This is a genomic window from Fructobacillus sp. EFB-N1, assembly GCF_001038455.1.
Taxonomy (GTDB): domain Bacteria; phylum Bacillota; class Bacilli; order Lactobacillales; family Lactobacillaceae; genus Fructobacillus; species Fructobacillus cardui.
On sequence record NZ_LDUY01000022.1, the window covers coordinates 95,601 to 120,274 of the forward strand.

A 24,674-nucleotide genomic window follows, 5' to 3' on the forward strand; every position below is an offset into this window, starting at 1 on the left:
TCACACCACCGGTACATCTTCGTCTGTGAGCGTAATTTCAAGACCCAATTCGTCACGCAGGGCCGCATAACCCTCACCCTCCAAGCGCTTAGCCAAATCAGGACCAGCGGTCTTCACGATTTTGCCCCCCATCATCACATGCACATAATCTGGCACAATATAATCGAGCAAGCGTTGGTAATGGGTAATCATCAATGTGCCAAAGTCAGCTGACCGCATGCTATTAACACCCTTGGAAACGACTTTTAGGGCATCAATATCTAAACCTGAGTCGATTTCATCTAGAATGGCAATGGCTGGTTTAATCACCAACATTTGGAGAATTTCATTGCGCTTTTTTTCTCCACCAGAAAATCCTTCATTCAAATAGCGGCTGGCCATCTCAGCGTTCATCGACAAAAAGTTCCGCTTTTCTTCCAGTTCCTTCATAAAAGTCATGACACCAACATGGTCATCATCAGCACGCCTGGCATTCACGGCTGAGCGCATAAACTCAAAGTTCGTAATGCCTTGAATTTCAGCCGGATATTGCATGGCCAAAAATAAACCAGCTCGAGCGCGCTCATCGACGCTCATTTTACTTAAATCCTGACCGTCCAACTTGATTGTTCCCTGTGTAATTTGATAGGCCGGGTGTCCCATAATCGTCTGCGACAAGGTTGATTTCCCAGTCCCATTGGGTCCCATGATGGCGTGAATTTCACCCGTATTAATCGTTAAGTTAACGCCCCTTAAAATTTCTTTACCATCAATTTGAACGTGGAGGTCTTCAATTTTTAACGTCTTCATTTATCATCCTCTCCTTATCAGTACCAATATTTGCCAATAGTCACCAATTTGTTTAAATTAAAATGCAAGTAGAGATGACAAGAGCCACAACTCCCTGGCGGTATTTTTCTCCGGCAGGTCTTTGCGGCCCCTAATTGTCAGTATTTTATTCCAAAAATTAAAAACTTTTTAGCCACACATTTTTTAAAGATGCTAGGTCTGCCAATACCTCCTAGCCAGCGATCGAAAACGGGCCGACCCCTAAATCAGTGTACTAATCTATCCCAGATAACCACTTCTTTCGATTTAAGAGATTTTGGCACATCAATAATCCGCTGGTTGGCACTACCACGGAATTGGAGCGTCAAATCCTTTTCTTCCTCCAAGAACCGACCGTCAACCACGATATCGATTAGTGACAATAATTCCAACTTGTCATCCGTTTCTTTCATCAACTCATCCCAGGTATAACCGGTCCAAGACCAAATATCCTTTTTATGGCCAAATTCCTGGCGGATCCGCTTGGCCAACTGTATGCAAACTTGGGTATTCAAGAAGGGTTCACCACCTAATAACGTCAAGCCCTGAACATAATCCTTTGATAAGTCTTTAATAATTTGGTCTTCAAGTGCCATTGAATAGGGCTGGCCATAGTGGAAATTTTGCGCAACCACGTTATAACAACCCGGGCACATAAACTTGCAGCCAGAAACATACAAAGAACACCGGACCCCCTCACCATCAACAAAGTTGAATGGTTTGTAGTCAGCAATGAACCCCTGACTAAGCTCTTCTGCAGTCCATTCTTTGGGCATCGGATTGTTTGGTTTTCTGATAGCTCGCGACATCTGTAATCATCTCCTGCGTTAAATGCTTGGCTCGTGCTGCAATTTCGACGTGACGGCCATGGACCATCGGGCGTTGTTGTGGATTCCCAAGGTAACCACAAGTTCGCTTAACCACATCACACATCTGCGGATCGTGGTTGCCACACTGTGGACATTCAAAGCCTTTGGCTGTTGCCTTAAAGTCACCAGAGAAACCACACTTAAAACACTTATCAATTGACGTATTGGTTCCCAAGTAGCCAACGTGGTCATAGGCCCAATCCCAAACAGCCTCTAAGGCTTGTGGGTTTTGACGCAAATTTGGATACTCACAGTAGTGAATAAAACCACCGGCAGCATACTTTGGAAAGGCCTCTTCAAAACTAATTTTGTCAAAGGGGGTTGGATGTTTACGGACATCATAGTGAAAACTATTCGTGTAGTATTCCTTTTCAGTAATGTCTTCAACCTTACCGAACTTTTCAATATCAGCCTCGCAGAAGGTATCCGTCAGCGATTCTGCTGGCGTGGAATAAAGGCTGTAATGGTAGCTACTCTCCTTTTCCCACTCAACGCAGTAGTCATGCATCCGTTTAATGATTTCTTCGGCGAAGTCATGGGCCTCTTGGTTCCCTTCCCAGTTTGACCCATAAAAGGCAGCAACCGTTTCGTACAAGCCAATATAACCGAGCGAAACCGTGGCCCGACCATCTTTGAAGACTTCATCAACACTATCAGTCTTCTTCAAGCGCTTACCAAAGGCACCATACATATACAGGAGTGGCGCATTCTCCGGCACGGCCTCCTTGGTCCTTTCAATTCGATAAGCCAAGGCCTGATGGGTTAAGGCAATCTTTTCATCAAAAATTTGCCAGAAAAGTTCCTTGTCTTGCTTAGCAAAGAGCGAAATTCGGGGTAGGTTCACTGTGACAACGCCCAGGTTCATGCGACCGGAATTAACCTCTTGACCATTTTCGTCTTCCCAACCTTGCAAAAAGGACCGGCAACCCATTGGCGTCTTAAAGGAACCAGTAATGTCGATAATCTTGTCATACATCAGCAAATCAGGGTACATCCGCTTTGTTGAGCATTCGAGTGCCAATTGCTTAATATCATAGTTTGGATCTTTTGGGCTGAAGTTCAAGCCACGCTTGACCGTAAAAGTCAGCTTTGGGAAGATGGCTGTCCGCTGTTCCTTACCCAGACCCTTGATGCGAATTTGCAGGATGGCCTTTTGAATTTCTCTTTCAATCCAGTTCGTTCCTAATCCAAAGTTAATCGTTGTAAAAGGTGTTTGCCCTTGAGAGGAATACAAGGTATTGATTTCATATTCCAAAGCTTGCATGGCATCATAGATGTCTTTTTGAGTTTTTTCCTTGGCATATTCAACTTCCTTTTCCTCGGAAACCCAATTCTGAGCATCAACTAAATGCTTGTCATAATTCTTCTTAGCAAAGGGGGCCAATAATTGGTCAATCCGGTTAGCCGAGCAACCACCATATTGAGATGACGCCACATTAGCGATAATTTGTGACATCTGTGCCGTTGCCGTTTGGATTGACTTTGGCGAATCCACCCAAGCGTTACCAATCTTGTAACCGTTGTTCAAGAGGTTATCAAAATCAATCAAGCAACAATTAGTAGCAGGTGTCACCGGTGAATAATCCAAGTCGTGCCAGTGAATGTCGCCACGCATGTGTCCCTTAGCCACCATCTTTGGTAGCATTTGCATCCCGAGTGCGCGGCTAGCAGCCCCAGCCTCCAAATCGCGTTGGGTATTAAAGACCCGACTATCCTTATTAGCATTTTCATGGACGACAGATGCGTCCTTATCGAATAGTTTTTCAATTCGCTTCTGAACATTGGAAGCATCGGCGAACTTTTGTTTGTCTTTTTCCCAATACGTTTGGTATTGGTTGATGGCTTCTTCTTCGCCATGTTTTTCTAAACAAGCATTCAAGAGTGTCCGAATTTCTGAAGTCGTGACCTTCTTGGCTTTCGCCAAAGTTTCGGTCAATTCTGCCATTATGGCTTGAGCGGTTTCTGTCGATAAATTCAGGTGTTCCAGGATAAAGTCGATCTTATAAGCATAAAAGGCTATTGCTTCGCCACTTTGCTTGATCACGGTTAGCTGTTTCAATTGATTATTTTCGATTGCCTGTACCATTCTAAATTACTTCCTCCTGTTTTTTGTTTTTGTGGGGTACCTCAAATACTACAACGATTTTGTTTTTTAGAACAGATGTTCGCTTGTGAAAAAAGCGCCTTCAAGTGCTCTTAGTCTTAAGGGAAAAGGGGATTAGAATGATAATTACCATTTGTTTACAATCAGAAAAAATTAGCAACAAAAAAATAACTATTTGTTATTGAAATTCTTCACAAAACCTTTTTAACAATGAACCAATTCTGCGTATAATAGGAGAAAAAAGGACGGAACTATGTACACAGACGATTCACTGGTATTGCACACTGATGCATACCAAATCAATATGATTTATACCTATTGGAAAGACAAAATTGATCAAAAGCCAGTGGTCTTTGAAGCCTATTTCCGCAAGATGCCCTTTGACAACGGCTACGTTATTTTCACAGGGCTGGAACGACTCGTTAAGGCCCTAACAAATCTTCGCTTTAGCGATGACGACATCGACTACTTACGGTCATTAGACCTCTACGAAGAGGATTTTTTACTCTATCTGAAGAATTGGCGCTTAACGGCAACTATCCGCTCGGCTTTAGAGGGCGAAGTCATGTTCAACCACGAACCATTGATTCAAGTCGATGGTCCCTTGATTGATGCCCAACTGTTAGAGACTCTCTTATTGAACATCATCAACTTCCAGACGCTGATTTCAACAAAGGCAGCTCGGATTGCTTCAGTCACCGATGGCCAGCCGTTGCTTGAATTTGGAACAAGACGAGCCCAGGAACTTGATGCCGCCCTTTGGGGGACCCGAGCCGCCTACATCGGTGGTTTTGATGCCAGTTCAAACGTTCGAGCAGGTAAGCTCTTCCATATTCCAATCTCAGGAACGCATGCCCACGCCTTGATTCAGGCCTACCAAAGCGACTATGAAGGTTTTCGGGCTTATGCCAAAACCCACCATGATGTTGTTTTCTTAGTTGATACCTTTGACACCCTAAAATCAGGTGTCCCCAACGCCATCAAAGTAGCAAAGGAGTTTGGCGATAAAATCAACTTCCAAGGGGTCCGGATTGATTCAGGTGATATGGCTTACCTATCAAAGAAGGTTCGGTCAATGCTCGATGAAGCCGGCTTCCAAGATGCAAAAATTTACGCCTCCAATGACCTGGATGAAAATACCATCTTGAATTTGAAAAGCCAAGGAGCAAAGATTGACGTTTGGGGCATTGGTACTAAGCTGATTACCGCCTACGACCAACCGGCCCTCGGTGCCGTCTACAAAATGGTCAGCATCGATGGACAAAACACCATTAAGCTGTCCAATAACGTCGAAAAAATTTCTACGCCCGGTAAAAAGCAAATTTGGCGGATTACCGATAAGAAGGACGGCAAATCAGAAGGTGACTATTTGACCTTCTTTGGCCTGGATCCAAATCAAGTGGAAACTCTCCACATGTTTGACCCGAACCATCCCCTTCTTTCCAAGGAGGTCACTGATTTTCAGGCAACCCCAATTCTCCATGACATTTTCGTCGATGGAAAATTAGTCTACGACCTGCCTGACATCAAAGAAATTAAGGCCTACGCCAAAAACTCGCTGGATAATCTCTGGGATGAATACAAGCGCATCTTAAATCCAGAAACCTACCCCGTTGATTTGGCACAAGACCTCTACGATGCCAAAAACGACTTAATTCAAACCATCCGTCAACAAATCAAGGAGATGAAAGCATGAGAGCCCTTCAAGCCAAAATTATCGCCGAACTACACGTGCAACCTGTTATTGACCCCCGAGCCGAAATTCGGCGGTCGATTGACTTCTTAAAGCAGTACTTGACCCATAGCGCCTACCAGGGATTGGTCATCGCCGTTTCTGGTGGTCAGGATTCAACGCTGGCCGGTAAATTAGGTCAGATGGCCATTGATGAGCTCAGAGAAGAAACGCAAGAAGACTATCAGTTTATCACCATCCGCCAGCCTTATGGTCAACAGCAAGATGAAGACGATGCCCAGGCAGCGCTTGACTTCATTAACCCTGATCAAACAGTGACAACCAATATCAAATCAGCTACGGACGCCATGGTTAGCTCTTTGCGTGAGGCTGGTTTGGTCGTTGACGACTTAAGCCGGGGCTCGATTAAGCCCAAGATGCGCATGATCGCCCAGTATGCAGTGGCCAGAGAGCACCAGGCAGTTGTGATTGGCACTGACCATGCGGCCGAAGCCGTCGCTGGGTTCTTTACCAAGTACGGTGACGGCGGCACGGATATCAACCCCCTCTGGCGACTAAACAAGCGCCAAGGACGGGCGTTGCTTGAAGCTTTGTCAGCCCCCGCTCACCTGTATGAAAAGACCCCGACAGCTGATTTGGAAGACGACCGACCACAGCTGCCAGATGAAGTAGCCCTAGGAGTCTCTTACAAGACCATAGACGACTATTTAGAAGGCAAGCAGGTTTCTACTAGCGACGCCGAAAAAATTGAATCACTCTACTTAAATAGCCAGCAAAAAAGGAACGAACCAATTACGATTTACGACACTTGGTTTTATTAATCATTCAAAACACAAAAAGGACTCCGGGTTTTACCTTAAGGTAAAACCCGGAGTCCTTTTTAACTGTTTTTTTGGGGGCAAAGAAAAAGCAGAACTTTTTCAAGTTCTGCTTTTTCTTTGGAATCTCCCAAGGTCGCCTGATTAACTCAGTGCTCCCGCTCGGATTCGAACCGAGGACCTTGGGATTAAAAATCCCCTACTCTAACCAACTGAGTTACGGAAGCAATCCTGTGCCTTAGCACATTTATATATATTACCGAAGCAAGAGCAAAAAAGCAATACTTTTTAAAAAATATTTTTACTTTTTTATTGCTCTTCATCCCCATTAGACAAGTCATCCAGGTCATCTGAACCGGCTAATTCCGTGAGGTTATCTTCGATGGCTTCGTCTTTTTCAGCATCGTCATCATCTTCGGCATCATTGCCGTCACCAGTCTCGGCATTGTGACCTTCAAGGTCATCAAAGTCATCGTCTTCTGGATCATCATCGTTATAGTCAATCACGTCGTCATCGGCTGATGCAGAATCGGCAAAGACGTTCACCTTCTTTGAGGCCTTCTTCTTCTTTGGCTTTTCTTCTTCGTCATCAATTTCGTGAATTGATTCGTCGATTGCATCGACTGGATACCATGAACGCAGAGCCCATTCGTTATTTCCCAAGGAAATAAACGAACCGTCGGTGTTCAAGTCCGTATAAAATTGTGACAATCGACTTTGGAAAGCATCCGCATCGATTTCCAAAAAGTTTTGGATGGCCGTCACTAAATCAGTAAAGGCCATGGCCTTCTTTTGTTCTGCTAAGATGGCCGTAGCGATTTCCACCAAGGACATCTCTTCCTTGAGTTGACCGTTTTCTAAATTTAACATGGCTCTCGTCCTTTCGCGCTTCTAACTAGTAGAGTATACTGGATTTTGGCCCAAATTGCAAGGCAACCTGGTATTGGCCAACCACCTGGTCGTTGGCAGACAAGGCATAAGCCAAATCCAACGCCCCCGCCTGCTTGCTTTCATCAAAGGTAAAGTCAAGCTGGTTGGTATTGGTTGAAAGCAACATCATGCCCGCTACCGTTTGATAGGGTTGGTGTTCCACCAATCCAAGTTGAAAGACCATTCGCGTCTTCGTCACATTATGACGACTAAGGCTGATTTGCTTTTCAGTGAGCTTAAAGATGACCTTGGTCTCACCTTCATCATCAATTTTTTCGGTGTAGGCCAAATAAACACTATCACCCTTGATGGTCAATAAACCGGTCGTTTCAACCTCATAATGTTCATCACCGGCATCTTGAAAGACCTGGTGACTGATTTTCACTTGTACTTCTTTTTGGCTCATTTAGTTAAAATTGCTCCTAATATTTTCACAAATAGCTAAAGTCTATTATAATAAGAAAAAGCACGAAGGGAAAGGTCAAATATGTCGGAAAAATTAGCACACGAAAAAGTCCTCCGCGATCCAATTCACAAATTCATTCATATCCAAGATCAATTAGTCTTAGACCTGATTAATACTCCCGAGTTTCAACGACTCCGTCGGGTTGAACAACTTGGCGTAACCGCCTTTGTTTTCCACGGGGCCGTTCATGACCGCTTCGGTCACTCCGTCGGTGCCTACGAATTAGCTCGGCGCATTACCGATTACTTTAACGAATACTATCGCACCAAAACACCTGGCGATGGTCTTTGGGACCCAGAGGAACAGATGTTGACGGTTGTTGCTGCCCTCTTACATGACGTTGGCCATGGTGCCTTTTCACACACTTTTGAGCACCTTTTCCACACCAATCATGAACAAATGACCCAGGATATTATTACTGGCGATACCGAAATCAACCGAGTTTTGCAATCTTACAGTCCTGATTTTCCCAACAAGGTCGCCTCAGTCATTGCCAAGACTTATGAAAACCATCAAGTCGTCCAACTGATTTCTAGTCAATTAGACGTGGATCGGATGGATTACCTTCTCCGCGATGCCTTTTATACCGGCGCCACTTACGGTGAATTCGATATCGACCGAATTATGCGAACGATGAAACCTTGCAAAACCGGGATTGCCTACGATATCGCTGGTATGCATGCGGTTGAAGACTACATTGTTTCCCGCTATCAGATGTACCTTCAGGTCTACTTCCACCCAGTTTCACGTGGAATGGAAGTGATCTTGGAGCACCTCCTGGGTCGCGTTAAGGAACTCCTTTCACAGGGACACAATACTGGTGACTTGGTTGGACCCTTGCTGGCGCCCGTTTTTCAACCCGACCACGATTTGACCATTGATGAGTACCTACGCCTTGATGACAACCTCTTTATGACGGCCATCAACGGTTGGCAGGACTATCCTGACCAAATCTTAGCGGACCTTTCGTCCCGGTTCTTAAACCGGCGCCCATTTAAGTCTATCCAAATTAACGAGCAATCGGCGCCCTACCTGGCTGAGCTCGAGCAAATCGTCAAGGATGCTGGCTTTGACCCAGACTATTACACGGCCCAAAACGACGCCTACGACCTCCCCTACGATGATTATAAACCAAGCGAGAAGAAGCCACGAACCCAAATCGAGCTCGTCTTGAGCGATGACTCCCACCGTGAGTTATCACAGCTATCAGCTCTGGTTGCGTCTATTAAGGGCCGCGCTTCCTTGGACCAACGTTTCTTCTTCCCAAAAGAAATGCTGAACAATGGTCCAGACGACCTCTTCTCGCAGGTTCACCAGAATTTCCGGTCACTGATTAAAAATGATACCTTTATCCCTGGCGAACACTAAAAAGAAACTACTAACGAAGAAATCAGTATCCATTAACTGATTTTTCACCCAATAAAAACCGCTTTGACTACTAGCAGTCAAAGCGGTTTTTGTCTCGTTAAAATTTTGCAGTTGTACTTAAAGGCTTACTTCTGTGCCAACAAAGCCAAAGCGCGGTCAACGTCAGCCGTTTGGTCGGCAATCGTCTTCATCCGGTTTTCAATCACCGCTTGGTCGATCACGATTTCGCGGGCCAAACCTGGTTGGTCCAACTTAGGCGTGAAGAAGGCCTTGAATTCGGCCAAGTTTTCCGCCGTCTTGAAGATGCGCGAAATCACCGTCACGTAAGATGAGAAGGACATGTCGCCACCAAGACGGTCTTCCAACCAGTCCCAGTTGTTCTTTGCCCAGTCCCAGGCCAGAGCTTGACCCTTGTCGTTGCCCAAGACGCCTTGGAACCAACCACGAAGGTCTTGTGGCTTAATCACATCGGCATTCTGGTAGTTAGCAACCAGTGTCTCCAACTGATTTTCATCCTGGCTCGTTACTAAAGCAGCTTCCAAATCAGACTTCAAGGCTGCTTCCGCCGTCTTTTGATAGTCCGTCAAGAATTGGTTGAACTTTTCTTGGGTGTTAAAGTTTTGGATTTCGTTCTTCAACACAACTGCTCGACCGTTGGCAGGCAACTTCGTCACATCCCCACCAGCCTGTTCAAAGACTTCATGGTCGTGGGCAACCAAGTCAGCATTCTTAGCAAAGAGGGCTGCTAACAAAACCTGAGCTCGCACCATTTCATCATCAACGCTTTCGCCTGCGCGTTTGTCAAAGCCAAGACGGTCCAACTGTTGCTTTGAAAGGTCGCCAACAAAGGTCTTCAAGTTCTTTTCCAAATCAGAACCATCTGTCGCAAAGGCCTTAACTTGGCCAATTACTTGATAAATCAATGACTGAACCAATTCAGATGTTGAGTCTGCCAACTTTGGCAAGACCCAAAGCAAGTCAGCAAATGATCCTTGACCAGCTTGGGCCAACAACAAGTTGTTTTGCAAGAATTGAGCTTGTGAAATGGCGTTTGCCTTTTCCAAGTTGGCCACCTGTTCGGCCAACAATGTGTCATCGTATTGCACGATGTAGTGACCAGTATTACCAACATTCAAAGTGAAGGCACCATTGCTTTCACGCTTCAATGTTTCATAATCACCCAAGTCCATGCTTTCAGTCGTCAACAAATCAGGGGCAGAGGCAGCAGAAGCGGCCAATGGCACTTGCCAAATCCGACTGTCGGCATTTGGCACAGCTGATTTGTCACCACCAATTGAGAATGGCTTTTGGCTAACCTTAACGCGGCCGTCCTCCACCTTGACAGAAACAACTGGGTAACCAGGTTGTTCCAACCAAGAATGCATGATTTCGCCAATGTTCTTGCCGGAGGCTTCACCCAAGGCAGACCAGAGGTCATCCCCGGTTGCATTGCTGTACTTCTTCTTGGCAAAGTATTCCTTCAAACCATTGCGCAAGGCATCGTCGCCAATCAAGGCACGAACCATGACCAACAAGTGGCCACCCTTGGCATAAACGATGGCGGGATCAAAGAGTGCATCAATTTCTTCTGGATGCTCGACTTCCACGTGGACGGGTTGAACACCTAAGATAGCGTCTCGCTGCAAAGCCTTTTGAACTTCAACGGCGTTGAAAGATTCCCAAATATGCCAGTCAGGCTCCAAGAAGTCCGTTGCCACGTATTCCATCATGTTGGCAAAGGATTCGTTCAACCACAACTCATCCCACCACTTCATGGTGACTAAGTCACCAAACCATTGGTGAGCCAATTCATGGGCCACGATGGTAGCCACGTATTGCTTGGTTGCCGTTGAAGAGTTCTTTGGATCAACGAGAAGGCAAGCTTCACGGTAGGTTACCACACCCCAGTTTTCCATAGCGCCGGCTGAAAAATCAGGCAAAGCCACTTGCCAAGAATGTGGCAATGGATATGGTGTTTGATAAAAGTCTTCAAAGAATTCGATTGACCGCTTCGCGATATCAAGTGAGAAGTCCAAGTTATCGGCAGGGTGTGCCTTTGTAGCAAAAACCCCAATTTCAACACCAGAGTTCGTCTTAGTCTTCTTGCTTTGCAAGTCACCCAAGGCAAAGCCTAAGAGGTAAGTGGACATCTTGACTGTCTTGTCAAAGTAATGCACACCCTCTTCGACCTTTTGCTCTGGCATGTTTGAGATGACTGATTCCTCTGGCTTTTCATCAAACTTAATGGCCAAAGAGAACGTTGCCTTTGCTTCTGGTTCATCAATACTTGGGAAAGCTTGACGAGCAAAGTAAGTTTCAAATTGCGTGGAAACCAATTGCTTGGCTTGACCATCGACGTTGTAATAAGATGGGTAAATCCCATTCATGTTGTCCGTCAATGGCGCGTGGTAAGTGACCTCGACTTCAATTTCACCAGCCTGATCAGCCTTAAAAGTCACTTGATCTTGGTCATTGTCCATTGTAAAGTCAACCGCTTGGCCGTTAACCTTCAATGTTTCCACCACTAAGTCGTGTTGGTGTAATGCTAGATCAGTCGTCGTCACGTGACCCGTAATCGTCGTTTTTCCAACAATCAACTTATTTTCGCGTGAGATATCCAAAAACAAATCATAATGATCGGGTTGGAATGTTTCATAAAGACGTGGAATTGCAGCCATGAGGCACCTACCTTTTATTAAAAATTTATTAATATAGAATTAACAATAATGCTATTATAACTAAAAAATGAGATAAAAGATAGTAAGGGGATGTGAAAAGGCGAACGCTTGCCTCATAATCTGGAAAGCCCTATAATTATTAGGAAGAAGACCTTTCAATGGTCAATCCATTTATGAGAAAGAGAAGTACATGTCGCTTTTATTGATTATCGCCTTGCTCGTGGGTGCCGTTGTTGCGGCTAACATCGTTCAGCCCTTTGTCAAGCGTATTCCAGAAGCACTGATTTTAATTGTCATTGGTGCCCTGTTTTCCATCCTACCAATCTTTCACGGCTTTCAAATCAACTCCGAGTTCTTTTTATTCTTGATTATTGCGCCCATCATGTTTCAAGAGGGACAAAGCCACCCCTACAATACTATTCGTAAACACGCCAAAACCATTATCCAGCTGTCAGTCGTATTGGCGCTTTTTACCATGGTCTTAGTTGCCTTAGTCAACGCCAACTTCCCTACCAAGTGGCCGCTGGCCTTAACAATCGCCCTGGCAGCCATTGTGGTCCCAACGGATGCCGTGGCCGTTAAATCAATGACAAAGGGCCTAACCATGCCCAAGGGGTTAAATCAGTCATTGGAACTAGAGTCTCTTTTTAATGATGCAACCGGAATTGTGTTACTGGACTTAGCCCTTTCATTTTTTACTAAGGGGTCGCTGTCACCCATGACAGGTATCGGCTATTTCCTCTTCGTTTCCTTAGGTGGCCTTTTAGTCGGTGCCCTCCTTTCTTTACTAGTAATTGGGTTACGGATGTATTTAAACTTCCACGCAACCTCTGCCAAAGCAACAACTATCCCCCTAAACCTCTTAACCCCCTTTGTGATTTATATTGTCGCCGAACACCTCGGCACCTCCGGTATTTTGGCCGTGGTTGCAGCGGGCTTAGTACATAACTGGGAACATTCAAAACTACAACTAATTGCCACCGAGAGTCAAATCGTGACCGCTACCATTTGGCAAACCACCACCACCGTTTTGAACGGGATTGTCTTTGTCATTTTAGGTCTAGCGCTGCCAGCCATTTTTAAAACGATGACTCACTTTGGCTGGGTTGGTTCCCTGATTTTAATCGCACTGGCTGGCGCCATCTACCTGGCAATGTTTTTAGGCCGCTTTCTTTGGGTGACACTCCAAAGCGATCAAAACCTAACCGAATTCTTCGGTAAAAAACATACAAAAAACCGCCGAGTTCGCGCCCGCCTCTTTGGTCTTTCAGGCGTCCACGGAGCCGTCACCTTGGCCTTAGCAATGTCATTGCCAGCCAAAATTAATGGTCGTCCCTTGCCCTTCTTAGATGAAATTCAAATCGTCGCCACCCTCGTAATCCTAATTTCTCTTGCCGTTGCTAGTGTGGCGCTGCCACTCTTGCTGAAAAAAGAAACGGCGGACTTTAGTCCAGAGGACCTTGATCGCGTCCGTAAGCAAATGATTGATACGGCGATTATTGCCGTCGAGCAGTCATCAGCAAAACATGCCGTCAAAAAAGCCCTCAGCCAAACCTTGCAAACGCAAAAGTTTACTAATGGTCGCCGGCTGGCTCAGGCTGATTTTACGACATCCGTCCTGCCACTCATTAACGAGGTCTTCGATGAATTAAACGAGTATATGGATTCCGATCATATCCAACAAAACTTCGATGAAAACACGATTGCCATCTATTCTAAGATTATCCAGCGTGGCCTGATTAATCCGGCTACCAAGCGTCATCCGGTGATGAACCTGCTCCGTAAACTGCGGCGATTGCAAAGCGAAATCAAGTTCCATACCAAGACTCGCACCTTTACCCATAAGCAACGTGCTCGTTACCAGCAAGAATACCTTAAGACACACCCTGAACAGCAGCAAATTATCGCCAACTTCCGCGATAATCGCCACGCTGTTTGGGCCTTAAACGCTGACACTCAAAGTTACGCCGACCAACTGCTGGCCAAGCACCTGGCAAAACAGATGATTGCTGGCCAAGAAACTGCCAATATCGACCAGGTTAGAAGAATCTTAGACCGATTCTTTGATTTAGTATCCCACGATTACCAGCACGTTGACGTAACGGTTCCTCCCGAAGCCTACATTCAGGCATTCGGCCATGAGTATCGTTTTGTTACCACTGAATTAGAGAAAAAGGCCATTTCACCTGCTCTGGGTGACCAACTCTACCATGAAATCAACCAAGCGCAGACCCTCCAATTGATGGACCTGACTGCTACTTCGGACTAAGTATTTCACATAAAAAACCAGGTACTTTGCTACAAAACAAAGTACCTGGTTTTTTCTTAATCTTTTAACAGCCCTAATTAGCCCTTAGCGCAACTTTTCATAAATTGGTAGAAGTGTTTGCAAAGCTTGAATTAACGTCTCTGTTAGCTTCTCCTGGCCCATTAAGGACGATTCAGCCGGTATCTTCAAACCAACCAAAACTTCAGCGGCTTTAACCTTTTCATACCGCTCCACCGCATTGGCATAGTTGGCCAACTCCTGATTTTCATTGACCATATGATTTAATGACAGGCAGTACTCACTTGGTAGCTGAGTAACTTGGCTAGCTACCGCCCGCATCTTGGGTACAATCTCAGCCAAGTCCTTAGGCTTCATATTCTCCTCAACTGCCAAGTAAAAATACAAGTTATCCGCCCACAAACCCAACTCGAAATGGGGCATCATCTTATAACCACGCTTATTGGGGGCAAAGGCCACCCAAGTATTATCCGGCGCATTGGTCTTACGCATCTTATGTTTGGCGACGTGTGCATACCAATCTTGACCATCTTCTTTTAAAATCGGCAATGCCAAATCAGCAAAGGCCACAAACTTCGGATCAATGATCGCTCGAATTTTGTTCATCCGTCCGTCCAAAGTCGGGTCATCAAAAACAAGAAAATCCTGTTGATTAAACATTTTCTTCCTCCTTCTCCTTATCGTCCTTACTAAAGAACGGGAATTCCGTTAGCCATGTCATCAAGACAAAACCCACGACCAAAATCGTTGCCAAAAGATCCAACCAAATCAAGAAAACAGCAATCGACGCCAAGGACTGGTAAACACCGGATCGATGGAACTGAATATCAGCAAACCAAACAAAAACGCGGTTTAGGAGCATTAATAATGATAGGTCAATCAAGGTCCCCACAATGACTGCTAAAAAGGACGGCCGGGCAGCCTTCACCGGCAAGCGATAATTGGCCCAAATCAGAAAAATCCACAAGCCAATAATAACAAGCCAGCGAGTTGGTGAGGCAATCACAATCCCGGTCCAATGGTTAATCAGCAAGGCCGTAATATTTCCAATCAAAATAATGGCTGCAACGGTTACCAACATGACTATTAGCCATAAAAAAGCCCATAACCTTGAGAGAATCGGCAAACCCACCTCTTCCTTATCAGCAATTTTATTAAAGGTACTGCGCAGAACGGCCAAAACCTGTGATAGCGACCAAACAATAAAAATTAGTGAAAAAGAAAGATAAGATTTTGTATTGGTATGGGCAACCGAATTGACAATTGGTGTTAAAAAGTTAGCAATCGAAGAAGGCAGCATCTGTGCCAAAACGGTCACCACATGTTCCGTCTTCAAATTCAACGCCGCAATTGCCAACACGAACATAATCAACAGCGGAATTAGTGTCAGAACCACATAGTAGGCAAAGGTTGGCCCAACTAACGTTAACTGTGCACGGGTAAAATAGGTCACCAGGGCATCGACCCGGAAACGGCGGTCTAGATAGGCCCAGATTTTTTTAAAACGTTTTTTCATAAATCCTATTATGCCATAATTACAAGCAAAAAGACCTCACAGTTTGAGGTCTTTTTAAGTTGAAAAAAACTAATTTTAAAAATTAAACAGATGGAATTTGACCCAAAGCAGTTTGCGCTGCCAAATTCAAGACAGACCATTGACGGTCATAACCAGGTTGGAAGAAGAAGTCGGCCTCGGCCAAGTCTTCCAAGGTCATCTTGCCCTTAATTGCCAAGGCAATCGTATTGGCATGGGCAGTGACGTCGGCCTTTGATAAGACCTGGCCACCCAAAATTGCATGTGTCTTGGGGTTGAAAATCAGTTTCACGCTGATTTCTGGATTACCTTCCTTCACGAATTCAGGTCGGATTGTCGCTTCATACAATGAGGAAGCAATTTCTAAGTTCATCTTAGCTGCATTATTGGCGTTCACACCGGTTGTTGCCAGGTTGTAATCGAAGACTGGCAAAGCAGATGAACCGTTAACACCAGCAAATGAACGCGCAGGCTTGTCCATCGTCATCGTTTCAATCACGTAACGTGCTTCACGACGGGCAGTTGAAGCCAAAGCAATTGGCGCTGGTTGACCAGCTGGCGCAAAGAGTGGCAAGATGGCGTCCCCAATTGCGTAGACATCCTTGGCAGAAGTTCGCAAGTATGGGTCCGTCTTAATCCAACCACGTTGGTCTAAGTCGATCGTTCCCTGCAAGTACTTCGTATTTGGCTTAACACCAGCCGCAACAATGGCCAAATCAGCATCAAATACTTGACCGGCATCGTCCTTAACCTTTGTCAACGTACCATCCCCTTCAAAGGCAGCAACCGTATGACCGAGGTGTAAGTTCACTCCGTTCTTTTCCAATTCAACTCGAACCTTTTCAGCCAATTCAGCGTCAAGGTAGTTTCCCAATGGGCGGTCGATCAAGTCAATGACCGTCACCTTCTTGCCTGCCTTCGCAAAGACTTCAGCAGCTTCGATTCCAATGTAGCCAGTTCCAACGACGACAACGGAAGAAACGGCATCATCATGCAACTTGTCATAAATCTTGGTTGCCCAATCACGACCGCGCATCAGATAGACGTTATCCAAATCAGCACCGGGAACTGGAATTGTCGCTGGCGTAACACCAGAAGACAAAATCAACTTATCGTATGAATCTTCCAAAACTTCGCCGGTCGCCCAATTCTTGACGGTCACCTTCTTGGCGTCCGTGTCAATTCCAGTCACTTCGTGTTGCGTCAAAATCTTGCCGCCAAACTTTTCCAAATCAGCTGGCTTAAAGTTACGAACATCATCGCGGTCCGTCACCTTGTCTTCTAAGAATAATTCTATTCCACAAGACATAAAGGACACAAAGTCACCTGCTTCATAAACAGTAACTTGTGCATCTGGGTATCGAGTTAAAGCTTCATGTGCGGCTTCGTGACCACCATGAGAGGCACCAACAACAACAACTTTCATTTTCATCCTCCGTTAAAATAACTTCGATTTGCAATAACAAAACTTCACATACATTATAAAATTTTTTCAGCATTAAGCCAAGACTTTTTTAAAAAATTTCAGTTAGACCATTTTTAAAACTTTTTGTCTTAAAACAGCTTACCAATGCTAAAGTGAATCACAATGGTTAAGAGCCCAATCCAAATATTTCTGATAACCGCTCGTTTCACCATTCCCTTTGATAAGAAAGCTGAAATGAGACCGGTCAAAGAAACGGCCACCACCGTTGCCAAAATAGCTGCAATATATTGGTATTTCATCGATGATAAAAGGAGTGCCAAAAGCGGCAGGGCACCACCAAGCGCTGCCGAAAACGTTGAAGCAAAAGAGGCCTCAATTGGTGAAACGTAGTGACCAAGGGTCATATCATATTTGACGGACAAAATCGTTTCCAATGGCTTTTGTGCTAACAACTCAACTGCGATGGCCTTGGCTGTTTCAGCGGTCACACCCCTGTCTTCATAATAGGCTTGAACTGTTGCCAGCTGTTCATCAAAGTTTTCCTTTAATGCCACTCGCTCGCGATCGACTGCCACCCGTTCACTATCCGACTGTGAAGAAACCGCTGCAAATTCACCCGATCCCATTGATAAGGCACAGGCCAACAAGTCTGACAACGCCGCAATGACAATCACAAGCCGATTCGTTGTCGCTGCCGCAACTGAGAAAACAACCCCAACAACTGTCAAGATACCATCGTTTGAACCTAGGATTCCTGCTCGAATCGCATTTAGCCGTTCTTCCATTGTCTGACCGCTCTTTTTTTCCTCACGGCGGTCACTAACTGTACTTAAAACATTTTTCATCTTTTTTCTCCCCCATTAGCGAAAGAGTGAACCGATTGCTAGCGTCACAGCCATTGTTAAAATTCCGGCAACAAGGTTCCTTAAAGCACCTCTAACCCGGTTAGCACCATTAATCACGGCGGCTAAATAACCTGTGATTAATAATGCTACTAAGACTGCTAAAAATGTCGCTACAATTCGCCACTCTGGTTTTGCTAAGCCCATCAATGTCATTGGAAAGGCTGCTCCGGTTGGGAAGGCGAAAAAAGAGACGATAGCGGCACCACCAGCAGAAACCTTGGAATTTAGCGAAAAGCCAAAGCGTTCGCGCACCATTGTTTCTAAAGGATCCTTTGCCATCATTTCTTTTGTCGCCTGCAAAGCCATCTGAGCTGAAATGCCATCAGCTTGATACTTATCTTTGACAAAATTAAATTCTTTGTTGTAATCTTGTTCTAACACCTTCGATTCCTCTTTGCGAGCGCGGTCTTGAGCGTCTCTCGATGATTCAACCGAGACATACTCACCCATAGCCATCGAGACCATGCCGGCAAGCGTTCCTGCAAAACCTGACAACATCACCGCCGTCAGGCTTTGGCCCGCACCGGCCACTCCAATAATAATACCGGCAACCGATAGAATCCCATCATTGCCACCCATGACGCCCGCACGAACCAAGTTGTTTTGGGCCATTAATGACTTTTTTTTCATTCTCAATAATCCTCCTCAATTAAGAATGGTTCTAATATAGTTTATCAGCTTCCTTTCCGTTTGTCAAGAAAATGTGTAATTCTGATAAATATCTTTTCTAAGTCATTAATGTCCACTCTATTCTTATTTAGATAATTAATTAAGAATAATCCCAATGTAAAGCCACAAATTCTAAAATATTTGTCAAGAAGTCTTTGAATTGTTCTAATCACATGTTATAATCGTAATGTATTCGATACATTAGGAGGGGAAAATATGCTTGATCAGCTGAAATCCGTTTTACAAGAACACAAACTTAAGGCAACTAATCAACGGTTGACCTTGCTAGAGTACATGATGAGTCATGACACCCACCCTACGGCGGAAATGATTCATAATGATTTGCCAGATATTTCTCTAGCAACTGTTTATAATACTTTGGAAAAATTTGTTAATGCTAAATTAGTCGTCGTGATTGAGGGAATTTCAGATGGTAAGCGTCACTACGATGCCGCCTCTCATCCCCATTATCACGTCATTAATACGCAGACCAACGAGATTATCGATGCAGCTAACTTTGACCCTGCGCCCCTGATCAAGGCTGCCCAGGCTGCAACCGGTTTGCAAATTACCGAGTATCGAATCGATTTGTATGGCATCAAACCAAACGCGAACGACTAATTAACAATTGCAACACAAAAAACCAGTACTGAAAAATTTCAGTACTGGTTTTTTTGATGCTTATTGTCTTTTTAACTAATTTTAACTTGGCTTATTCATCACAGTATCCCAAAAGGCATTAATAATTTCCTTTGAGATACGACCATTTGTTCCATCCAAATAGGAGTTCAATCCTGGAATAGCCAAAGACATGGCAAATGGTTGACCTGGTACATAAGCCACCATTGACTCAGTATAAGTCGAATGACCATTGGTTGTTGTTTCGGCAGTACCAGTCTTGGCATAAACCTGTGGCGACAAGCCGTGCAAACTAGATCCCGTGTTATGTGGGTCTGAACCGTTGGCCACTCGGTACATTCCATTCTTAATGACATTCCATTGATCCGTGGTCAAAGAGACTTGACCTTGAAGTTGTGGTTGTGCCGTCCAAACGGTCTTTTGGTTCTTACCAGAAACATCACTCTGCAAAACCGAACCAACCAAGTGCGGCTGGACTAGGTAACCACCGTTAGCAATTACTGAAACGTAACGAGCCAACTGCATGGTGGTATAAGAATCGTACTGTCCGAAGGATTCGTACAAATATTTTCCAATATTGGCACCGTCTGTCGGTCCACGATAACCCGCTGTTTCGCCATCAATATCGATTCCCGTCTTCGTTCCCAAGCCAAACTGTGCCAAACCATTGCGCAACGTTTGGAAGGCATCAGAACGAAGCTTCAACTGTTCACCCGGATAATAAGTCTGACCACCGATTTTCATTCCCAATTGAACGAAGTAAGTGTTCGAAGACCGTTCCAAGGCTGTTGGGGCATCAACGGCCACCGGACTACCACCCTGGTTCCAGTATGAAGTAATGTTTGGCGTTCCTTGAATCTTAATCGCCTGATCATACATCGTATTGTTCGTTGGGGTGACCACGCCTTTTTGGAAACCAGTGGCCAGGATAGCTGGCTTAACAACAGACCCCATGACGATGGCAGCATTAATGTTTCCTAACGGATTGGCCGTCTTCGTTCCAGTCTTACTATCACGACTAACCCCACCCATGGCATAAATTGCACCAGTATAGGGATTAATAACAGTCGCATAAGCTCCTTGCACATCACCCCCAGGCAAATTATCTTCCAAAATTTGTTGCACTTTCTTTTGGAAGGCAGAGTTGATGGTCAACTTCAAAGTGTCACCAGCCTGTCCCTCATACTTAATATCAGAACTCTTGACACCATTCATCGTCGAAATCACCGTTTGTGATGGTGACCCCTTCAATAGTGATTCATACTGCTTTTCAAGAGCAAAGCTACCAACCGGTTCATTTTGTGAATAACCCTGTGCCAACAGTGTGTGCAATCGGTCTTCCGGCAAACCAGTTGATTCATTGGTGACCGTACCAACCATTGGTTCGAAATCATTCCCCTCAGGATAATCACGAGAGAAAGACTCGCCAATCTTGATACCAGGCATATCAGACAACCGTTCCCCAATTTCAGCCTGTGCCTTATCGGAAACACCTGACTCTTGGATGTAGGTTGTTGATAGCGCGTAGGCTCCTGACATCTTTTGGAAAATCATCGCCTGGTTGGCATCAATATCCTTATCCAGATTATGATTCATCACGTACTGCGCTTGGTAAGTACTCAATTGAGTAGACGACCAACCATCGGCAGTCTTCCCATATTGCTTTTGCAACTTCGTTTGAATCTTTGTTGCTTCCGTTGAGTTTGTCACGAGATAGTAATCGGCCTTCGCCCGATTACTTAAACGACTAGTATCGATTGAAATATACTTGGATAGCGTCTTGGCAATTTTAGCAATCTGGGCCGAAGTCGTTGTTTTTCCTCTAGTATAAGTCACTGCCGCTTCGGGCTTATTACCGGTAATGACTTTACCGGTACTATCATAAATCAGGCCACGCTGGGCGCTACCTAATTCAACGGTTTCATCGGACTTGCTAACCTCTGTTTCAAAGGCTGGTCCCTGTTTGATTGTCAGAAAGGCCAATTGAATAATCAATGCCATTGTTAAAGCAATGACGACGCCTAAAAGTAATTTTAGCCGGGATGGCAAGTTTGCTCTGGCGTCATTTTTATCACGGTCTTCAAGGTAAGGATTGCGCTTCATTTGAATTCTTTCCATTTATGTTCATTATGATTCTCTCTACTTTACCATAAAAAGCGAATTTATCGCTAAATTTCAACCGAATTTTGTTATTCTAGAGGCATGAATAATTACAGACAAATCGCCCAAAAATACCTTTTTTCACCAGTCACGCTTTCCTTTCTAATTCCTGTTATTTTAATGACCGCCTATTTTGCTGGTCGCGGGATGACGCCCTTTGGTTCATCGACCATTTTAACGGTTGATTTGGGCCAGCAATACCTGGATTACTTTATTCAGTTTAAGCACACGATTCTATCTGATCCGTCTGCCTTTTTTTATTCCTTTTCATCAGGAATTGGTGGCGACATGGTTGGTGAATGGTCTTATTATTTAATGTCACCATTTAACCTCCTCTTCTTACTCGCCTCAACAAAAACCATGCCCATTTGGATTTTAGTCGTAACCGTTTTAAAAATCGGTTTAGCCGGCTTTTCGATGGCGCTTTTAATTAAGAAGATGAATTGGCTGTCAGGCTATTGGATTCTGATTTTTGCCATTAATTACCCACTCTCAGCCTGGTTTATCGCCAATGATTTAAACCTGCTATGGTTGGACACTGCCGCCATCTTCCCTTTGCTGATTCTGTCATTAGAACGACTCCTGGCCCACAAGGGTTCCGGGGCCTTTTTGGCAATGCTGGTGGCGACGATTATCACCAATTATTACATCGCCTGGATGGTGGGACTCTTCTTATTTCTTTATGTTCCCTTTCGCCTGTTTGACGGTCAAATCAAAAATCGGCTAAAAATTGTTTTCACATTGGTAAAATCAGGAATCTTAAGCATTTTTTTAACCGCTTGGCTTTGGTTACCGACCTACGCCCAACTGAAGATGGGGAAAACAACTCACAATTCCACCTGGCTATTCAAATTTGATAATAACCCACTGTTATTATTCCTGAAGTTAATGCCTGGTTCCTTTGATTTTGATCAAATGCAAACCGGTCAGGCTAATTTTTTAGTAGCACCATTAATTTTGATTGCTCTCTGGGCCTTTTTTGCTAGCAAAAAATTTTTACTTCGTGAAAAATTGATGGCCGCCCTCATCTTAGTGATTTTAATTTTAGCAACGACCTTTGCACCATTGATTTTACTTTTCCATGGTGGGCAATACCCCGTTTGGTACCCAGCTCGGTTCTCTTTTTTGATTTCCTTCTTTTTAATTGTCCTTGCTGCCAAGGGCTTTCAGCCAAATTGGCAGCCCAGCCTGTTCGCCCGTACTTTTTACCTTGTGGCTGTTTTAGCACTAACAATCTGGGGATCTAGCCAACTGCTAAAGGTATCTTACCTTGATAAAAATGCACTTCTCGGCTTTCTCTTCGGCTACCTTTTAACCATCCTGATTTTAATTGTGATGGACGGCAATCAAGTGAAGATGTTGCTTCTATTGATTGTGACCACTGGCTACCTGATTTTTAATGCTGGCAAGACGTTAAACCACCTTTCCTATCTAACAAAGGCCACCTATGAGGCTGGCGTTACCCGACTCACGGCAGTTTCCAAAGCAGCCACTAAGAACGATAATTCTTGGTATCGCATTAGTCAGGGCCTCAGTCGAACCTATAACGATGGCTTTTCGGCTAACTTTAAGGCTGGCAGCCATTTTTCATCCCTGCTCCCTGCCACTACAGGTCAGTTTTACCAAAACATCGGCCAAATCGAAGGTGATTCCAAAATTGCCTACGATAATGGCACTACCATCACCGATTCTCTGCTGGCCTTTAAATACTTTATCCAAACAACCGGCCACTTAAATACTAGTTCCGCCTATTTGAAGCAAAGCAATCGTCCCGACTACAATCAGCAAAAGAGCGTTGCTAGTGGCAAAAATTGGGCACTAAAAGAGAATCCAACTGCTCTTAGCCTGGCCTATGCTGCTTCAAATCAGGCATTGACCACTCCACTATCCGTGCGTTACCCACTGGTCAATCAGGCAAACCTTCTTGCCAGCCTTGCCGGTCAATCGGACCAGCAATTACTTTATCGAGAACCTTTCCAGATTCTCAAAACTGAAAACTTAACAACGCCGACTGATTTGACGGGTGGGACAATTCAAAAGGTCAATAAGCATAAGAAAGCTATCTTAACCTTAGTTTACACACCAACAACTAATGATTCTTACTACCTTAATATTGGCGGCGCAATCAACCTTGATTCAGTCGACCTTCGACTCAATGGTGAACTCCTGACCCAGTCAAGTTCATATAACCATACGGTGGCCCTGAACCTCAACACCAACAAGAAGGACCAGCCTCAAATCTTAACAATTACCTTAAATGACGGGGCTAATTCACGTTACCTTGACGACTTCGCCATCTACTACTTCGATCAACAAGCCGTTAACCAAGACCTAGCAAAACTAAAACAACACTCACTAACCATTAAAAATGCCAATTCACGCAAAATTAGTGGTACGATTGTAACAACAGCCGACCAACCCTTAATTATGACTAGTATTCCAGCTGCCTCAGGTTGGCAGGCCAAGGTTGATGGCAAGGTGGTCAAAACAAAGACAGTGCTCCAAGGGCTGATTGCCATTCCGACACCCCCTGGTAAGCACCACGTAACCTTAACCTATACACCACCGCTGCTAGTGCCCGGTCTCTTTTTATCAATGCTAACAGCACTCTTAATCGCTGCCTATGCATCATTTAAAAAGAATCGACGACAAGCCTTGCGCCGAGGCTAGGACCGTGATATATTCAACGTGCTGTATTTTTTGTGCTACATGGCACTGAAAGGAAGAGAACCATGGCGGAAGAAAAGAAATTCCCAATGACGGCCGCAGGTCGTGACAAATTGCAAGCGGAGCTTGATGACTTAATTACCAAGCAACGTCCAAAAATTACTAACCGCATTCAAATCGCACGTTCATACGGCGATTTGTCTGAAAACTCTGAATACCAATCAGCAAAGGACGAACAAGCCTTTGTTGAAGGACGGATTGTGACCGTTCGCAAGATGATTGAAAACGCTGAAATTATTTCAGCTGACAACTCTGACAGCGATGAAGTGACATTGGGTAAGGAAGTAATCTTTAAGGAACTTCCAGATGAAGATCCCGAAACCTATACTATCGTTGGTTCTGTTGAAGCGGATCCAATGGCTGGTAAGATTTCAAATGAATCACCAATGGCTGCTGCCTTGCTTGGCAAGCATAAGGGCGACACCGTTAAGGTGCCATTGCCTAACAACGTTGAAATTCAAGTTGAAATCTTGTCTGTTAAGACAAAGCAAGACTAAATTAGAAAACCATTCAATTCAGTTTGAGTGGTTTTTTTGATGTTAAGATAAAATCAGCAAAGCAAAAGGCGGGTCCTTCCATTTTTTGGAAGGGCCC

At 44.6% G+C, this 24,674-nt stretch carries 19 protein-coding genes and 1 tRNA gene; 7 read left to right on the forward strand and 13 right to left on the reverse strand.

What is annotated here, in order from left to right:
* The 3 genes from sufC to nrdD form a co-directional block, all read right to left on the reverse strand.
* Positions 1–789 carry a Fe-S cluster assembly ATPase SufC gene (gene sufC, locus FEFB_RS06030; RefSeq protein ID WP_047975336.1) on the reverse strand — a complete coding sequence of 263 codons (789 nt, stop codon included), beginning with the start codon at positions 787–789 and terminating at the stop codon, positions 1–3.
* Positions 790–1,034: 245 nt separating this feature from the next.
* Positions 1,035–1,616, reverse strand: coding sequence for an anaerobic ribonucleoside-triphosphate reductase activating protein (gene nrdG, locus FEFB_RS06035; protein WP_047975337.1), 582 nt, complete (start codon positions 1,614–1,616; stop codon positions 1,035–1,037).
* Positions 1,552–3,762 (reverse strand): anaerobic ribonucleoside-triphosphate reductase, encoded by a 2,211-nt coding sequence (gene nrdD / locus FEFB_RS06040; protein WP_047975338.1) that lies wholly within the window; start codon positions 3,760–3,762, stop codon positions 1,552–1,554. Before nrdD ends, nrdG begins: the two co-directional genes overlap by 65 nt.
* Positions 3,763–4,033: 271 nt before the next feature.
* Here nrdD and FEFB_RS06045 point away from each other — a divergent pair, with 271 nt between their 5' ends.
* Both FEFB_RS06045 and nadE read left to right on the forward strand, forming a co-directional pair.
* A complete protein-coding gene (locus FEFB_RS06045; protein ID WP_047975339.1) occupies positions 4,034–5,476 on the forward strand; it encodes a nicotinate phosphoribosyltransferase in 1,443 nt (480 codons plus the stop codon).
* A complete protein-coding gene (gene nadE / locus FEFB_RS06050; protein WP_047975340.1) occupies positions 5,473–6,294 on the forward strand; it encodes an ammonia-dependent NAD(+) synthetase in 822 nt (273 codons plus the stop codon). The genes FEFB_RS06045 and nadE overlap by 4 nt, the downstream gene beginning before the upstream one ends.
* A gap of 150 nt (positions 6,295–6,444) precedes the next feature.
* On the opposite strand, the gene FEFB_RS06055 is transcribed toward nadE, so the two are convergent.
* The 3 genes from FEFB_RS06055 to FEFB_RS06065 form a co-directional block, all read right to left on the reverse strand.
* Positions 6,445–6,518 (reverse strand) — tRNA-Lys (locus tag FEFB_RS06055).
* A gap of 82 nt (positions 6,519–6,600) precedes the next feature.
* Positions 6,601–7,161 (reverse strand): DNA-directed RNA polymerase subunit delta, encoded by a 561-nt coding sequence (gene rpoE, locus FEFB_RS06060; protein ID WP_047975341.1) that lies wholly within the window; start codon positions 7,159–7,161, stop codon positions 6,601–6,603.
* A 25-nt stretch (positions 7,162–7,186) separates the two neighbouring features.
* Positions 7,187–7,627 carry a DUF1934 domain-containing protein gene (locus FEFB_RS06065; protein WP_047975342.1) on the reverse strand — a complete coding sequence of 147 codons (441 nt, stop codon included), beginning with the start codon at positions 7,625–7,627 and terminating at the stop codon, positions 7,187–7,189.
* 81 nt (positions 7,628–7,708) lie between these two features.
* Between FEFB_RS06065 and FEFB_RS06070 the strand changes: the two genes are divergently transcribed.
* Positions 7,709–9,055 carry an HD domain-containing protein gene (locus FEFB_RS06070; protein WP_047975343.1) on the forward strand — a complete coding sequence of 449 codons (1,347 nt, stop codon included), beginning with the start codon at positions 7,709–7,711 and terminating at the stop codon, positions 9,053–9,055.
* 125 nt (positions 9,056–9,180) lie between these two features.
* Here FEFB_RS06070 and FEFB_RS06075 read toward each other — a convergent pair whose 3' ends face one another.
* Positions 9,181–11,733 carry a M1 family metallopeptidase gene (locus FEFB_RS06075; protein ID WP_047975344.1) on the reverse strand — a complete coding sequence of 851 codons (2,553 nt, stop codon included), beginning with the start codon at positions 11,731–11,733 and terminating at the stop codon, positions 9,181–9,183.
* Positions 11,734–11,923: 190 nt separating this feature from the next.
* Here FEFB_RS06075 and FEFB_RS06080 point away from each other — a divergent pair, with 190 nt between their 5' ends.
* The gene (locus FEFB_RS06080; protein ID WP_047975345.1) at positions 11,924–14,002 is read left to right on the forward strand and encodes a sodium:proton antiporter; all 2,079 of its coding nucleotides are present in this window, start codon (positions 11,924–11,926) and stop codon (positions 14,000–14,002) included.
* Positions 14,003–14,086: 84 nt separating this feature from the next.
* Here FEFB_RS06080 and FEFB_RS06085 read toward each other — a convergent pair whose 3' ends face one another.
* The 5 genes from FEFB_RS06085 to FEFB_RS06105 form a co-directional block, all read right to left on the reverse strand.
* Positions 14,087–14,680, reverse strand: a complete 594-nt coding sequence (locus tag FEFB_RS06085) for a DUF1054 family protein (protein WP_047975346.1) — start codon at positions 14,678–14,680, stop codon at positions 14,087–14,089.
* Positions 14,673–15,536: a YihY/virulence factor BrkB family protein gene (locus FEFB_RS06090; protein ID WP_047975347.1), complete on the reverse strand. Its 864-nt coding sequence runs from the start codon at positions 15,534–15,536 to the stop codon at positions 14,673–14,675. Before FEFB_RS06090 ends, FEFB_RS06085 begins: the two co-directional genes overlap by 8 nt.
* 82 nt (positions 15,537–15,618) lie before the next feature.
* Positions 15,619–16,986 (reverse strand): FAD-dependent oxidoreductase, encoded by a 1,368-nt coding sequence (locus FEFB_RS06095; protein ID WP_369795914.1) that lies wholly within the window; start codon positions 16,984–16,986, stop codon positions 15,619–15,621.
* A 122-nt stretch (positions 16,987–17,108) separates the two neighbouring features.
* Positions 17,109–17,825 (reverse strand): VIT family protein, encoded by a 717-nt coding sequence (locus FEFB_RS06100; protein WP_047975349.1) that lies wholly within the window; start codon positions 17,823–17,825, stop codon positions 17,109–17,111.
* 15 nt (positions 17,826–17,840) lie between these two features.
* Positions 17,841–18,515, reverse strand: a complete 675-nt coding sequence (locus FEFB_RS06105; RefSeq protein WP_047975350.1) for a VIT family protein — start codon at positions 18,513–18,515, stop codon at positions 17,841–17,843.
* Positions 18,516–18,770: 255 nt separating this feature from the next.
* Here FEFB_RS06105 and FEFB_RS06110 point away from each other — a divergent pair, with 255 nt between their 5' ends.
* A complete protein-coding gene (locus tag FEFB_RS06110) occupies positions 18,771–19,175 on the forward strand; it encodes a Fur family transcriptional regulator (protein ID WP_047975351.1) in 405 nt (134 codons plus the stop codon).
* An 81-nt stretch (positions 19,176–19,256) separates the two neighbouring features.
* Here FEFB_RS06110 and FEFB_RS06115 read toward each other — a convergent pair whose 3' ends face one another.
* Positions 19,257–21,296 carry a penicillin-binding protein 2 gene (locus FEFB_RS06115; RefSeq protein ID WP_047975352.1) on the reverse strand — a complete coding sequence of 680 codons (2,040 nt, stop codon included), beginning with the start codon at positions 21,294–21,296 and terminating at the stop codon, positions 19,257–19,259.
* Between the two features lie 99 nt (positions 21,297–21,395).
* Here FEFB_RS06115 and FEFB_RS06120 point away from each other — a divergent pair, with 99 nt between their 5' ends.
* Positions 21,396–24,023 (forward strand): YfhO family protein, encoded by a 2,628-nt coding sequence (locus tag FEFB_RS06120; protein ID WP_047975353.1) that lies wholly within the window; start codon positions 21,396–21,398, stop codon positions 24,021–24,023.
* 62 nt (positions 24,024–24,085) lie between these two features.
* Positions 24,086–24,577 carry a transcription elongation factor GreA gene (gene greA / locus FEFB_RS06125; protein ID WP_047975354.1) on the forward strand — a complete coding sequence of 164 codons (492 nt, stop codon included), beginning with the start codon at positions 24,086–24,088 and terminating at the stop codon, positions 24,575–24,577.
* Positions 24,578–24,674 lie beyond the last annotated feature (97 nt).

Bases quoted from the DNA above. Each gene is read 5' to 3' on its own strand.
- sufC (WP_047975336.1), bottom strand. From the start codon at position 789: ATGAAGACGTTAAAAATTGAAGACCTCCACGTTCAAATTGATGGTAAA.
- nrdG (WP_047975337.1), bottom strand. From the start codon at position 1,616: ATGTCGCGAGCTATCAGAAAACCAAACAATCCGATGCCCAAAGAATGG.
- nrdD (WP_047975338.1), bottom strand. From the start codon at position 3,762: ATGGTACAGGCAATCGAAAATAATCAATTGAAACAGCTAACCGTGATC.
- FEFB_RS06045 (WP_047975339.1), top strand. From the start codon at position 4,034: ATGTACACAGACGATTCACTGGTATTGCACACTGATGCATACCAAATC.
- nadE (WP_047975340.1), top strand. From the start codon at position 5,473: ATGAGAGCCCTTCAAGCCAAAATTATCGCCGAACTACACGTGCAACCT.
- rpoE (WP_047975341.1), bottom strand. From the start codon at position 7,161: ATGTTAAATTTAGAAAACGGTCAACTCAAGGAAGAGATGTCCTTGGTG.
- FEFB_RS06065 (WP_047975342.1), bottom strand. From the start codon at position 7,627: ATGAGCCAAAAAGAAGTACAAGTGAAAATCAGTCACCAGGTCTTTCAA.
- FEFB_RS06070 (WP_047975343.1), top strand. From the start codon at position 7,709: ATGTCGGAAAAATTAGCACACGAAAAAGTCCTCCGCGATCCAATTCAC.
- FEFB_RS06075 (WP_047975344.1), bottom strand. From the start codon at position 11,733: ATGGCTGCAATTCCACGTCTTTATGAAACATTCCAACCCGATCATTAT.
- FEFB_RS06080 (WP_047975345.1), top strand. From the start codon at position 11,924: ATGTCGCTTTTATTGATTATCGCCTTGCTCGTGGGTGCCGTTGTTGCG.
- FEFB_RS06085 (WP_047975346.1), bottom strand. From the start codon at position 14,680: ATGTTTAATCAACAGGATTTTCTTGTTTTTGATGACCCGACTTTGGAC.
- FEFB_RS06090 (WP_047975347.1), bottom strand. From the start codon at position 15,536: ATGAAAAAACGTTTTAAAAAAATCTGGGCCTATCTAGACCGCCGTTTC.
- FEFB_RS06095 (WP_369795914.1), bottom strand. From the start codon at position 16,986: ATGAAAATGAAAGTTGTTGTTGTTGGTGCCTCTCATGGTGGTCACGAA.
- FEFB_RS06100 (WP_047975349.1), bottom strand. From the start codon at position 17,825: ATGAAAAATGTTTTAAGTACAGTTAGTGACCGCCGTGAGGAAAAAAAG.
- FEFB_RS06105 (WP_047975350.1), bottom strand. From the start codon at position 18,515: ATGAAAAAAAAGTCATTAATGGCCCAAAACAACTTGGTTCGTGCGGGC.
- FEFB_RS06110 (WP_047975351.1), top strand. From the start codon at position 18,771: ATGCTTGATCAGCTGAAATCCGTTTTACAAGAACACAAACTTAAGGCA.
- FEFB_RS06115 (WP_047975352.1), bottom strand. From the start codon at position 21,296: ATGAAGCGCAATCCTTACCTTGAAGACCGTGATAAAAATGACGCCAGA.
- FEFB_RS06120 (WP_047975353.1), top strand. From the start codon at position 21,396: ATGAATAATTACAGACAAATCGCCCAAAAATACCTTTTTTCACCAGTC.
- greA (WP_047975354.1), top strand. From the start codon at position 24,086: ATGGCGGAAGAAAAGAAATTCCCAATGACGGCCGCAGGTCGTGACAAA.